This window comes from Treponema sp. UBA3813 (genome assembly GCA_002368605.1).
Taxonomy (GTDB): Bacteria; Spirochaetota; Spirochaetia; order Treponematales; family Treponemataceae; genus Treponema_D.
In genome coordinates this window covers 1-13,326 of the sequence record DFEB01000065.1, presented here as the reverse complement: position 1 = coordinate 13,326, position 13,326 = coordinate 1, and the positions used below count along the sequence as shown (strand labels likewise).

Genomic DNA, 13,326 nt, shown 5'->3' with positions numbered 1-13,326 from the left:
ATCATGGCTAAACTTTCATTCGCTCAAAAATTTAAGAATCTCTTTTCATCAAATAAAATCGACGAGGAATTTTTTGATGATTTGACAGATGCCCTTGTTGAAGGTGATATGGGCGCAAAAATGGCCTACGAAATCACAGGAGAACTCGAAAAAATCTGCCGTGAAAAGAAAATTTCTGATGAGGCGGCAATCAAAGACGAACTAAAAAATCTTCTTTCATCTTATGCTAAAAAAACTGAGTTTTCTCCCGAAAAGGGCAAGGTCAACATCTATATGATGCTTGGGGTTAACGGAGTCGGAAAGACAACGACGGCGGCAAAAGTCGCAAAACTTTACAAAGAAAAGGGGGAGAATGTTCTTCTGGCGGCCAGCGACACTTTTAGGGCTGCGGCTGAGGAACAGCTTGAAATGCACGGAGAGCGGCTTGGAATCCGCGTGATTTCCCATCAACATGGCAGCGACCCCAGTGCGGTTGTCTTTGATGCGGCTGATTCTGCCCGTGCTCAGGGGGGAGCCCTCATTATCGCGGATACGGCCGGCCGACTTCACAATAAAGAAAACCTCGTGCGCGAGCTGCAGAAAATCGACCGCATCGCCGCGCAAAAGGCAGATTCTGACTGCTACAAAAAAATCTTGGTCATTGACGGAACCACGGGACAGAATGCGCTTCGTCAGGCAGAAGTCTTTTCTGAGAGCGTGGGCGTGGACGCAATCGTCGTGACAAAATACGATTCCACGGCGCGGGGGGGCTGTGTTTTTTCCATTGGTAAAGAACTTGGAATCCCTGTGCTTTTCGTTTGTACTGGCGAAAAATACGAGAACATCGAGCCTTTTAATCCTGAAAAATACATCGATGAATTCATAGGAAAATAAAAAGAAAAATCGAATGAGAAAACTTCCGGCTTTAAATTTCCAGCTTTCAATCCTCATTTTGCTTTTCTCTTTTTTTTCTTCTTTCTCTGTTTTTGCCAGGGATTTGTCTCCTAATGAAGAAAAATCCCTGGTCTATCTCCGGGAACTTTGCTTTGAAGTTACGCGCTATTCACTGACAGATGTAGCCACCCGTCCTGAATGTTTAAAACTTGCAGAACTCTCGCGCTTTGGGACAAGGCTGTTTTCGCAGAGAAAAATCCTTATTCCGGAAATGAAATCTGTTTATTTTTGTGAATTTTTTGATCCTGAAAAACTTGGAATTATTGATTGTACTTTTTGTCCAGAAGATGTTTATGTTTCATCCGATGAGCCATATTTTGACTGGATTGATTTAGTTCTTGCTTCGGCTGGAGCGCAGGCTAATCCTAAGAATTCAAATAATTCCATAGATGTCACTGACGGAAGGAAAATTCTTGAAATGCTTGAGAATAATGACAGTCGTGGAATTGAAGCTCAGAATGAAAATAAAGACAGTGACTCCCTCCCGCAGGAAGCGTCATATACAAAAAAAGATGGCTCGCTCAGGCGGTTTTCTTATGATGGTGAGCAACTTACAGTAACAAAGGAAGATGATGACACTGTTATAGTGAATTATTATGGGCAAAAAATCATCAGGAAACGATATGACTCTTTTTATCGCCTTATACGAAATGAAAGGTTTAAGACTGGGAGAAAGGCAAAAGATTTGGTGCTTGAGGATGTTATCGTTTATGAATATAGCCCTGACTCGTATATCCCGGAAAAAACGATAGAGGAGATTTTTTCCGAAAAAAAAAGGCTTGAGAGTCTTTATGATTCAAACGGAAAACTTCTCCTTCTGACGGAAAGCCATTATGATGAAGATAATGAGCTCCGCACTGACAAAAAGACTGCAAGACGCTATGATATTCAAGGACGCACTGAAGAAGAGGAAGTCCGCTTGTGGAATTACAAAAAAAACACATTCGGAAAACTGTCCGTTGATGAGCATGTAATGAAAACTGTGTATGATTACGAGGCGCTTCAAGGGGGAAATCATTCAGAACCTGATATTCATTATTATGAGGACGGAGAGCTACACTTGGAGCGAAAACACACTAGCCCTGAGTCTTATTCCGAAAAACTCTTCTTTGAGGGTGGATTTTCGGTGGAAGTCCTTTATGAGAATGGTATTAAAAAAACTGAAATCATCTATTTAAATAATGTGGAGCAGAGGAGAAGGAATTTTGAGTATTAAGTGGATTTATTTTGTGTCGCGTCGTTTTGCCAAGGTTGACCGAAAAGGCTCTTCCGCGGTTACGACGACACTTGCTTCTCTGGGAATTTGCTTCGGCGTGATGACCCTTATCACCGTAATCAGCGTGATGAACGGGTTCCAGCACAGTTTCATCGATGTCATCATGGAAATCAGCTCCTATCATATTCGTGTTGAGAATTGCAGCGTTCCCGAAGAAAAGAATTTTGACGATTCCTTTGAAAAATTCTGTCTTTCTGAAAAACTTGTAAAATCTTTCACTCCTTTTTATGAGGCTCAGAGTCTTGTCGTGGGAAGCAATGGAAAAGAAGCTGCCGCCATGATAAAGGCCCTGCCAGATTTTGTTTACAATCATGATGAGGGCTTTAAAAAACAAGTGACTATGATTGCAGGCCAGTTTGACATTTCTTCGCCAAACAATATCGTTATCGGCTCGGAGCTTGCCCGCCGCTGTGGTGCCCGCTTGGGCAACGAAATAAATCTTTATGCCCTTTCCGGCGGAAGCGATGTGGATTTGTTTTCAAGTGAGCGGCTTTTTACTGTGACGGGAATCTTTCACACGGGCTATGCCGACATCAACGCTTCTTTCGCTTTTATAAATATAGATGACGGAAAAAAATATTTCGGTAGCGACGCAAAGCTGATTTACGGAGTCAAGCTTCTTGATGAAAACGACTGTGACCGTCAGATTGCCCGCTTTTCTTCTCAATTTCCAAATTTAAAATTTGAGTCATGGAAGACTTATAACCGCTCCTTTTTCGGAGCCTTGCAGGTCGAAAAGAATATGCTCATGGTCTTGGTCTTTATGATTTTCGTCGTGGTTGCAATCAATATCTTCAACGGAATGAGGCGAATGGTTTTTGAGAGGCGGGAGGAAATTTCCGTTCTTACGGCCTTTGGCGGAAAGCCTGTCTCTATTCAGTCAATTTTTGTCATGCAGGGATTTTTGACTGGCATTTCAGGCTCTGTCCCCGGAGTCCTTCTTGGTCTTTTCCTTTCAATCAACATGGACACGGTATTTTTGCTTCTTTCCAAACTCTCTTATTATGCCAGCCTTTTTTTCGTGATGCTCTCTAATCCGGCTAACGGTGATTTTGTGAGGGAAAATCCCATGTTCATGCTTTATGCCAGCATCCCGCCGAAAATTTTTACAAGTGAAGTTCTTATGATTTCCATGTTTGGAATTTTATCGTCGCTTATCGCAAGTTTTATCGCGAGCCGTGGCGTTTTAAAAATGACAGTTGCAGAGGTAATGAGAGATGAGTGATATAATTGTTTCGATTCAGAATCTTGAGAAAACATACAAAACTGAAAGCGAATCACTGACGATTTTAAAAAATCTTAACCTTGAGATTGAAAAGGGAAAGAAAGTTACGATTGTAGGGGAAAGCGGAAGCGGAAAAAGCACTTTCCTCAATATTATCGGCGGACTGGACAATGCCACAAGCGGCTTGGTAAGGTGCGGCGAATATGATTTGTCCCGTCTTGATGAGAACAAACTTTCGCTCTACCGCTCTCATTTCCTCGGCCTGATTTTCCAGTTCCATTATTTGCTCAAAGATTTTACTGCTCTTGAGAACGCTTTTCTGCCGGCTCTTATGGCAGGATGCTCAAAAAAAGAGGCCAGCGAAAAGGCAAGGCAGCTTTTGTGCGATGTCGGTCTTGAAAAACGACTTGATCACCTTCCAAGCCAGCTTTCAGGCGGAGAGAGGCAGCGTGTTGCGGTGGCCCGTGCCCTTATCAATGACCCTGAACTTATCCTTGCTGACGAGCCTACAGGAAACCTTGACCCGCAGAATGCGAAAATAATCGGCGACTTGCTTTTTTCTATGGCTGACAAATATAATAAAACGCTTTTTTTGGTCACCCATGATATGAATCTCGCGAAAAAAGGCGATTTTTCTTATTCGATAAAAGGCGGTCAGCTTGAAAGGGTAGAGGCCTAGGAGAAATCATGACTTTTTCTTCGTCACTTTTATTCGCTTCAAGGCTTCTCTTTCCCCGCACGGGCAAAAAATCCAACGCCCGGCGCAGTTTGTTCGGTGCTTTTGTCTGCATAGGAATAAGCCTCGTTCCCCTCATTATGGTGCTCACTGTCTCGGACGGCATGATTAAGGGCATTACCGAGCGCATGATCGGACTTGGTTCTTCTCACATTCAGCTGGTCCTCTATCCTAAGTCAGAATATGCTGAAAATGCCGGAAATATGCAGATTCTTGCTGACGCGATAAAAAAATACGACACTGGCGTAAAGGCAGTTTACCCCGAATTGCAGGGAATAGGTCTTGCGTCATCAAGCAAAGGCCGTTTCGGCTCTTCAATCCGGGCCCTTGAAAGCGATATCTTTGAAAAAAATCCTGCTTTTGCTTCACTTTTTGAAGTCATTGATGGCAACACGGATTTGACGGCGCGGAATTCCTGCGTTCTTGGAAAAAAACTTGCCTCAGACTTGGGTGTAAAGGCTGGGGAAAGAATCAGACTCATCACCACAAAAGAAAATTCTTCTGGAAAGACCATGCCGAAAATCACTTCATTAAAGGTTAGCGGAATCGTTTCTTCTGGCTATCAAGAACTGGATTCTCTCTGGCTTTTTGTCTCCCTTGAAAACGGCTTCGATTTGATTTCCCTTTCTTCGGGAACGGCACTTTTCGGAATTGATACAGATGACGCATTTTCTCTCAGCCTTGAAAAAACTTACCGTAAACTCTCGCCTTTTCTTTCTTCTGCAGGACGATTGTATCGCTGGAACGACTTGAATTCAGCCCAATACGAGAATTTTGCCTCGACTCAGATTATGCTCATTTTCATTATGATGCTGATTGTTCTCGTCGCTTCGGTGAATATTTCAAGTGCCCTTGTCATGCTGGTCATGGAGCGCAAAAAAGAAATCTCGATTTTAAAGAGCCTGGGCGGAAGTTCCAACGGAATTGCCCTTTCTTTTATCATCACCGGCCTGGTTACAGGTGCCCTGGGAGTGCTTTTCGGTCTTCCACTGGGGCTTTTCTGTTCCCTTCATTTTAACGGAATTATGGGGGCAATAGAGTTTGTTGTGAATCTTGGGGCAAAAGTATTTTATTTTCTGACAGAGGGCAGTCTTGCCAATTATCTTCCAGTCCATCTTTTGGACGAGGCTTTTTACTTGCAGAATTTTTCGATTGTGATTCCTCTTCCTAAAATTTTATTGATTGCCCTTGGAACCATAGTCCTTTCTCTTCTGGTGAGCTTGATTCCTGCCCTTAAAGCCGGCAAAGAAAAACCCATTGAAACATTGAGAAAAATTTGACGCTGGATTATAATTATCAGTATCTTTATAGAAATTAATTTACAGGAATATTATGCTCTGCGATTTATGCGGTGAAAACGAGGCTGTTCTTTTTATAGAGCAGACCAATGCAAATAATAAACGAAAACTCAATCTTTGCGTGGAATGTGCCAGAAAAAACGGCGTTTCTCCAGATTCTAAGTCAATCGGCCGTTCTCTTGCCATGCTTTTTGATTCACTTCTCGGAAAAAATAAAGTCCAGAATCAAAAAGAAGATAACCGAGTCTGCCCTGTCTGCGGAAGCAGCGTAAAAGAAATCACCATGACCCGCCATGCCGGCTGTCCTGAGTGCTATGCAGTCTTTAAGAGCGAGGCCCAGGATTCTTTCAAAAAAATCGGCGTCATTCCTCCATACAAAGGCACTCTTCCCAAGCGGCTCAAGAATTTCCGCTCAGTCCTTACCGACAGAATCATCATTCAGGCAAAATTGGAAGAGTCATTAAAGCGGGAAGATTATGAGAAGGCGGCGGTCTACCGTGACTATCTCAAGGCTCTTGAAAAATCCCCGGTTTCAGGCGGAGAAGAATAATGGCAGAAAGCGAGACAAATCTCTCAAGTGACGCATGGTACGCCTTCAAGGGGCCTGAAAACGATGTTGTTCTCTCGACCAGGGTGCGCCTGGCCCGAAATTTAGCGAATTTTCCCTTTCCCGGTAAATTCAAGGACGATGACGCTTTTCGCGTTCAGACTTTGGTTTTTGATTCATTTTCTCACTGTCAGGAGCCTGACAAATATCAGGGAGTGGTGGCTTCGGAACTTGACGAACTGGGAGCCCTCATTCTGGAAGAGCGGGGCGTTCTGGACTCAGAAAGCGCAAAGGAAAAGGGCAGCGGAATCATCGTTCGCACCGACGGCAAAGTTTCCTGCGCCATAAATTCAAAAGACCATGTGCGCTTGGCTTCTTTTGTGCCTGGATTGGACGGCAACGAAGCCTTTTCTCTCTGCGCGAAGATTGACGACGAATTGCAGAACACAATGCAGTTTGCGGCTGACTACGACTTCGGCTATCTCACATCATCTTTGAACGACTGCGGAAGCGGCATGAAAGTCTCTTGCAGGCTTCATTTACCCTCTCTTTCTTTTTCGGGCCGGTTATTGGATTTGTTTTCATCCCTCAGCCAGAAAGAAATAATCGTCAGCGATTGCTTTGGGACGGGAACTATTCCTTCTTCATCTTTGGGATTCTACTATCAGATTTCTACAAAAACGGCGGGAAACGGCACTGAACTTGACCAAATCGCCAGCCTTGTTTCTTCGGTAAAATATCTTGTTGAGAACGAGCGGCGGGAAAGAAATGTGGTCTTGCGCTCACGGCAGACTGAGCTCCGTAACCGCATTTACCGCTCTTACGCAAAAGTAAAATACGCCTCTCTGATAAGCGACCGGGAGGCAATCGAAATTATCTCTGACATCAAATGGGGAAAGAACCTTGGCTTTTTCGCCGGAATCGAAGACTCTGAGCTCTGCGCCCTCTTGTACCGGGTGCAGAAGGGACATTTGCAGTTCGTGCTGAAAAATCGGAAATTCAATTTCCCCGTGGACATTTCCGAAAGCAAATCTCTTAAGACGGACTATCTCAGGGCTCTCATTTTGCAGGAAGCCTTTGAGAATATCAAACTGAATTAAAATAAAATTTTCTATGAAAAAAAATCTTTTTTTTGTTTTCTATTTTCTTGCTTTTTCCGCAGCATCTTTTGCTTCAATTCGAGTTACAGCAAAAAACTGTCCGGGACCAAATGACTTGCCAAATTTTCTTTTAAAAGCTGCTTCTGAAGCTGACAAAACTTTGATTATTGATGGCAGCGATGGAATTTTTAAATCCGAAATGCTTTATTTTTCTGGCGATGAAATAAATATCATTGGTGAAAATAATGCCGTAATTGATTTTAGTCCCACCATGTTCATCGATGAAAATCTCCTGGCTGAAATCAGAAAATTTATGATTGAAAACAATAAATGGATGATTAAGGATTACAGCAGCGAGCTTGATAAAAAAATGGAAGCTTCTGCCGGAATTTATCTTTTGAAGGCAAAAAAAGGCTCAATAAAAAATCTAAAAGTGATGAAGGCTCAGTTTGCAGGAATCTGTCTGAGTCTTTGTGAAAATATAGTGCTTGAAAATATAGAATCCTGTTACAACCATTATCAGGGATTCAGACTTGTCGGAAAAATCGGAAGCAAAAAAACTGTCTATACAAGAAACATAAGAATCAGGAATTGTTATTCTCATGGAAATTATGATGATTTTACTTTGGGCGAAGAAGGGGACGGATTTTTTATTGCACAGGGAGCAAAAGATATTATTCTAGAAGACTGTGTAGCTGACTGTAATTCTGATGATGGATTTGATACCTGCAATGCTTTAGGTAATATTGTTTTTAAGCGGTGTGCTGCAAGATATAACGGTTTCAGTGAAGAAATGGTACTTTCTGGTAAAGCTGATAATATTTTAACGAATTCAAAATGTCAGAGAGCGAATAACAAGGAAAACGGTGCCCTTGACTTAAGATGTGATGGTGGTGGTTTTGGAAGCCCTTTCTGGGGAACGACTTTTGCGCCGAAAGTTTTGTCTGGTCAGGCATTGATAAAGCCACAGGATTTTCTGGAACCGGTTTCATTTTATGAATGTTGTGCAATCAATAATTATGGCGATGGATTTACAAGACGGTCTGCGCCAAATCCTGTTTATATCGAAAATTCTTATTCGGTAGGAAATGGCCTGAATAGTTACAGATTGAACTGCAGCAAAGATGTGACTGCAAAATTCTTAAATTATGGAATAAAACTGGAAAATACTGTAAAAAAATCTTTCCAAAGAAGCAGTTCTTTTGGAAATGACTTTGATAAAGGCTCTGGAACAGCAGAAATTGATGATTCCAAAATAAGTATAAAAACTACAAATAAAACACCTGAAGAAATAATGAAAGAACTGCAGGTTTCTTTTCCTTTCAAGTCTGCTGTGAACGAATATATAGAAGCTAAGAGATAAGGCCTTAATAGCAGAGATTTTTCGCTTGCCGTTTTTGAAAAAAAATCTTATCTTTATTATATATGAAAGGTCTCTCTCCAAAAGCACAACGACTTCTTACAGAATATGCCCAGACTGAGGGGCGAAACTCAGGACTTACGGAACTTTTACCGGAGCATGTGATTCTTGCCATGCTCAAATCAGCGGACAGCATGGGCTTTAACGCCCTTAAAGTCCTCAATATAAATGTACTTTCTTTCCAGCTTTTACTGGAGCAGAGTCTTTCCACTTTCCCCCGGCTGGCAAATCCCCCGGCTTTTTCCGCCCTGCCGCCCAGCCGACGACTGCGCACTCTCCTTGATGTGGCGGTGATTGAGTCCCGCTCCCTCCGAAGCGAATATGTGGGAACGGAGCATCTTCTTCTTGCCGCAATCCGTGAGGAAAATTCTGCCTGCTACCGCTTTTTTGAAAGGGCTTCGATTCAGCTTGAGACCGTGCGAAATGTAATCCGTGACTTGCAGAACGAGAACGGCGGCGAGGAAGCAAACGATGAAAAAGGCGAGGCTGAATTTGCTAATGCCCGCAATAATGAGAATCCAAATCAGAAAAAACGCTCTTTCCTCGCAGAATTCAGCCGAGATTTAACCGAACTTGCAAAAAAGGGCGAGCTTGACCCGGTTATCGGACGCGCAAAAGAAATTGACCGGGTGATTCAGATTTTAAGCCGAAGAACGAAAAACAATCCAATCCTCGTGGGAGAGCCTGGTGTGGGAAAAACTTCCGTGGCCGAGGGATTAGCCCAGAGGGTCGCCTCTGGTGAAGTTCCATACAATTTGCTTCAAAAACGAGTCCTTCTCCTGGACATCACGGCTATGGTCGCAGGAACGAAATATCGTGGCGACTTTGAAGAGCGAATGAAGCGCATGATGAAGGAAGTCAAGGAATCTGGCGACATCATTCTCTTTATCGATGAAATGCACATGATTATCGGCGCGGGAAGCCCTGACGGCACGATGGACGCGAGCAATATCTTAAAGCCGGCTCTTTCCCGCGGAGACTTGCAGCTTGTGGGAGCCACAACTTTTAAAGAATACCGAAAATACATTGAAAAAGATTCCGCATTGGCACGAAGGTTCCAGCTTGTAAAAATCGAAGAGCCCTCAACCGAAGAGACGATTCAGATTCTTGAAGGCTTAAAGCCAAAATACGAGGAATTCCACAATGTCACTTACGATGAAGGCTCAATCGAGGCAATCGTCAAACTTTCATCCCGTTACATTCCCGAAAAATACCAGCCGGATAAGGCCATTGACCTCTTGGACGAGGCGGGAAGCGCAAAAAAAATCACTTCGGAGAGCCGTCCGACAGAACTTGCCGAGCTTGAAAAATCAATCGAAAATTTGAGTCACGAAAAGGAAGCCCTTGTTGCAAATCAGGATTACGAGCGGGCCGCCATGATTCGTGATAAAGTCCGGGAGTTAAAGCAAAAACTGGACGATTTCAACAATTACTGGAAGAACAATGCCGTCACCGTGCGAAAGCATGTCACAGTGACTGATGTGGCACAAATCATCTCGGATATGACAGGAATTCCTGCCACCCAGCTGGATTCTGCCGAAAGCGGCCGCCTTTTGGACATGGAAAAGGAAATCCACAAGGATGTTATCGGACAGGACGAGGCCGTAAAATATCTTTCAAGCGCAATCCGCCGAAGCCGGGCAGGGGTTTCTTCACCGAATCGTCCTCTTGGCTCTTTCATCTTTTTGGGACCTACTGGCGTTGGAAAAACCCAGCTTGCAAAGGCAATGGCAAAATTCCTCTTCGGAACGGAAGAAGCCCTTATCCGAATCGATATGTCGGATTTCATGGAAAAGCACACTTCAAGCCGCCTTGTGGGCTCGGCTCCGGGCTATGTGGGCTACGAAGAGGGCGGTATGCTCACCAACAAAGTCCTGCAAAAGCCATATTCCGTGGTTCTTTTTGATGAAATTGAAAAGGCTCATAATGAAGTCTTCAATCTCCTCTTGCAGATTCTTGAAGAAGGCGAGTTGAGCGACAATCTTGGCCATACCGTAAACTTCCGTAATACCGTAATCATAATGACAAGTAATGCCGGAGCCAGAAGCATTACCGCCGACAAAAAGCTTGGATTTGCCCAGCTGGACGACGGATTCTTGCCGCCCGCTGAAATAAAGGCCAACGCCATGGAAGAACTCAAGCGAATTATGGCACCAGAGCTTATCAACAGAATCGACGACATCGTGGTCTTCAATCCATTGAAGCGCGAAGAGATTTCAAAAATCCTCGACATCCAGATTGCAGAGCTTGAAAATCGACTTTCAGAAAAGAACATTCATCTTTCAATAAAGCCAAAAGCCCGTGATTACCTTCTCGACCACGGCTACGAGCCCAGCATGGGAGCACGCCCGATGCGCCGCCTGATCCAGAACGAAATTGAAGACCAGCTTGCAAACCTGATCCTGAGCGGAAAAGTGCCTGAGAACGGGGAAGTGGAAGTCGGCTTTGAGAAAGAAAAACTTGTGGTGAAAGGGGCGCGAGGAAAGAAGGTAAAAGTCCCCTTGATTGAAAAGAATGCAAATCTTGGGTAGAATAAAAGCCATAAAGGAAAATTAAAAATGAACAAAGCACTTGAAGTATTGAAAGAACGCGGATTTTTTGCCCAGTGCACTGATGAACAGGGACTTTCTGATTTGATGGACAAGGGACCGGTTGCTTTTTATGTCGGTTGTGACCCCACAGGTCCCAGCCTTCACATCGGTCACATGGTTCCCTTCTTTGCCCTCCGCCATTTGCGCAAATTCGGCCATATCGGTATCGCTTTGATTGGTGGCGGAACTGCCCGAATCGGAGATCCTTCCGGCAAAACCGAAATGCGAAAGATGATTTCTTACGAGCAGATTGACCAGAATGTCGAGACAATCAAGGCTCAGCTGGATAAATTCATCGGTTTCGACGGAAAGACTGCTTTTTCTGCCAACAACAAGGACTGGCTTGCCGACCTTAACTATATCGACTTCCTGCGTGACATTGGCTCATGCTTTAGCGTAAACAAAATGCTTTCTTACGAGGCTTACAAGCAGAGACTTGAGCGAGGGCTATCTTTCATCGAGTTCAACTATCAGCTTTTGCAGAGCTACGACTTCCTCCGTTTGCACGAAAAACACAACGTTCAGCTTCAGATTGGCGGCGATGACCAGTGGGGCAACATCACTGCGGGCGTTGATTTGATTCGACGAAAGCTCGGTGGCACTGAGGAACTCAACGCACAGCACAATGTGTTCGGCCTTACCTTCCCGCTCATCACCCGAAGCGACGGCAAAAAGATGGGAAAGACCGAAAAAGGCGCAATCTTTTTGGATGAAAAACTCACCAGCGTCTACGACTTCTTCCAGTACTGGCGAAATGTGGCTGACCCTGATGTGGAGAAATTCTTCAAGCTCTTCACTTTCCTCGAAATTGACGAGATTAAGTCTATTTGTGCAGGCGACATCAATGCCGCAAAAGAACGGCTGGCTTACGAGGTCACCAAGGAAATCCACGGCAAGGAAAAGGCTGATTCTGCCCTTGCAGGCGCGAAGGCGGCTTTCAGCGGCGAGGGCGACAAAACCCAGATGCCGACTGTTGAAGTTTCAAAGGCAGAACTTGACGCAGGCCTTGGTGTTCTTGCCCTCTTCGTAAAGGCAGGTTTGTGCGCCTCAAACGGCGATGCCCGAAGATTGATTCAGGGTAACGGCGCTTCCTTAAACGGCGAGGCACTTTCTGACCCGACCCTCAAAGTCACGGCGGCAAATCTTGACAAAGACGGCGAGCTTGTCCTGCGGGCAGGAAAGAAAAAGTTCTGTCGCGTGGTATTCAAGTAAAGGAAATGATTTTTGTAAGACCGTCAGTGAAGTGTGCTTCATTCTGGCGGTCTTTTTTGTTTTTGGGAAACTATTCTGACTTTACTGTAATTATTTCGCTTACAGTTTCCAGCATAGTTTTACGGCTCGTGCCTTTTCCAAGGTAACTTGTGCGAAGAACAATCTGCCAGTTTCCTTCGGTAAGGGAATCCGGCACAAAGAAGTTCAGTTCGCTCGGCTTGTTGCGGAAAAGGCTTGATTCATCTGTTTTAATCCACTGACTTTCATCAGAGTTCATTTTTCCTTCTGAATCGACAGGCGCAAAGTAAATGCCCCAGTTTTCTCCGCCAAGCTTTAAGCGGCTTCCCGTTATTCTGCAGGGCTTTCCTTTAGTTAGTGTGTTTTTTGATTCTACGTCCGACAAATCTGTAATTTTAGTTATTTCAGGGCTTCCGTCGGCATAGACGATTTTATCTACGCTTAAAGACGTGATTGCCTCGTTTGCAAGGGGGGTGGGCGTAAACTTGATGTAGAAATTTCCGCTTTCTGAAACGTCACTTTTCCCTTTTGCATTGCACTTCATGGCAATGTACATGGTTCCAAGGTCAAGGACGTTTACAGCTTTTCCCTGCTCAAGCATCTTGAGGATTTTCTTTTGAATCAGGATTGCGGCAAACTGAAGCATGAAAGGATCCATGCCTTTGTTGTCTTCTGCAATCTCAGAGAGAATGTTTTTGAATGTGGCTGTATTACGGCTGACTGTAGCGTAATAAGATCCGTCTTTTGTGAAATTGTTTTCGTGCAAAGTCACACTTAAAATAGAAGAACTGTTTTCAAGAGTGGAAATATTTTCCATAGCATTATCCTACTGTCTTTTTTATGGGCGACAGTCCCCGGGTGATTTTTTAGAATTTCATACGAAATTCGTAGTTTTGCAGATAAATCTGCGTGACAAAAAAAAATTTGTCTTTTGGCGTGTGCGGCACTGTAAATTCCAAGAAACAAATAG

Annotated in this window: 11 protein-coding genes; 10 read left to right on the top strand and 1 reads right to left on the bottom strand. The window is 44.0% G+C overall.

The features are described from left to right. The first annotated feature begins 3 nt into the window (after window positions 1–3). From ftsY to tyrS, 10 genes are all read left to right on the top strand, one after another. The gene (ftsY, locus tag B2089_RS09870; RefSeq protein WP_296323614.1) at window positions 4–873 is read left to right on the top strand and encodes a signal recognition particle-docking protein FtsY; all 870 of its coding nucleotides are present in this window, start codon (window positions 4–6) and stop codon (window positions 871–873) included. A gap of 13 nt (window positions 874–886) precedes the next feature. After that, complete coding sequence (locus B2089_RS09865; protein WP_296323616.1) at window positions 887–2,149, top strand: hypothetical protein; 1,263 nt, start codon at window positions 887–889, stop codon at window positions 2,147–2,149. Beyond that, window positions 2,139–3,434, top strand: coding sequence for an ABC transporter permease (locus tag B2089_RS09860; RefSeq protein WP_296323619.1), 1,296 nt, complete (start codon window positions 2,139–2,141; stop codon window positions 3,432–3,434). The genes B2089_RS09865 and B2089_RS09860 overlap by 11 nt, the downstream gene beginning before the upstream one ends. Beyond that, window positions 3,427–4,113, top strand: coding sequence for an ABC transporter ATP-binding protein (locus tag B2089_RS09855; RefSeq protein ID WP_296323622.1), 687 nt, complete (start codon window positions 3,427–3,429; stop codon window positions 4,111–4,113). The genes B2089_RS09860 and B2089_RS09855 overlap by 8 nt, the downstream gene beginning before the upstream one ends. Window positions 4,114–4,121: 8 nt before the next feature. Further along, window positions 4,122–5,450, top strand: coding sequence for an ABC transporter permease (locus tag B2089_RS09850; protein WP_296323625.1), 1,329 nt, complete (start codon window positions 4,122–4,124; stop codon window positions 5,448–5,450). A 52-nt stretch (window positions 5,451–5,502) separates the two neighbouring features. After that, window positions 5,503–6,018 carry a UvrB/UvrC motif-containing protein gene (locus B2089_RS09845; protein ID WP_296687089.1) on the top strand — a complete coding sequence of 172 codons (516 nt, stop codon included), beginning with the start codon at window positions 5,503–5,505 and terminating at the stop codon, window positions 6,016–6,018. Beyond that, complete coding sequence (locus B2089_RS09840) at window positions 6,018–7,115, top strand: hypothetical protein (protein WP_296323630.1); 1,098 nt, start codon at window positions 6,018–6,020, stop codon at window positions 7,113–7,115. Before B2089_RS09845 ends, B2089_RS09840 begins: the two co-directional genes overlap by 1 nt. Before the next feature lie 115 nt (window positions 7,116–7,230). Continuing rightward, window positions 7,231–8,478, top strand: coding sequence for a right-handed parallel beta-helix repeat-containing protein (locus tag B2089_RS09835; RefSeq protein ID WP_296687087.1), 1,248 nt, complete (start codon window positions 7,231–7,233; stop codon window positions 8,476–8,478). 62 nt (window positions 8,479–8,540) lie between these two features. Next, window positions 8,541–11,066 carry an ATP-dependent Clp protease ATP-binding subunit gene (locus B2089_RS09830; RefSeq protein WP_296323636.1) on the top strand — a complete coding sequence of 842 codons (2,526 nt, stop codon included), beginning with the start codon at window positions 8,541–8,543 and terminating at the stop codon, window positions 11,064–11,066. A gap of 27 nt (window positions 11,067–11,093) precedes the next feature. Then, window positions 11,094–12,338: a tyrosine--tRNA ligase gene (gene tyrS / locus B2089_RS09825; protein WP_296687082.1), complete on the top strand. Its 1,245-nt coding sequence runs from the start codon at window positions 11,094–11,096 to the stop codon at window positions 12,336–12,338. Window positions 12,339–12,408: 70 nt separating this feature from the next. Here the strand turns inward: tyrS and B2089_RS09820 are convergent, their stop codons facing one another. Beyond that, the gene (locus B2089_RS09820; RefSeq protein WP_296687078.1) at window positions 12,409–13,173 is read right to left on the bottom strand and encodes a DUF4469 domain-containing protein; all 765 of its coding nucleotides are present in this window, start codon (window positions 13,171–13,173) and stop codon (window positions 12,409–12,411) included. Window positions 13,174–13,326 lie beyond the last annotated feature (153 nt).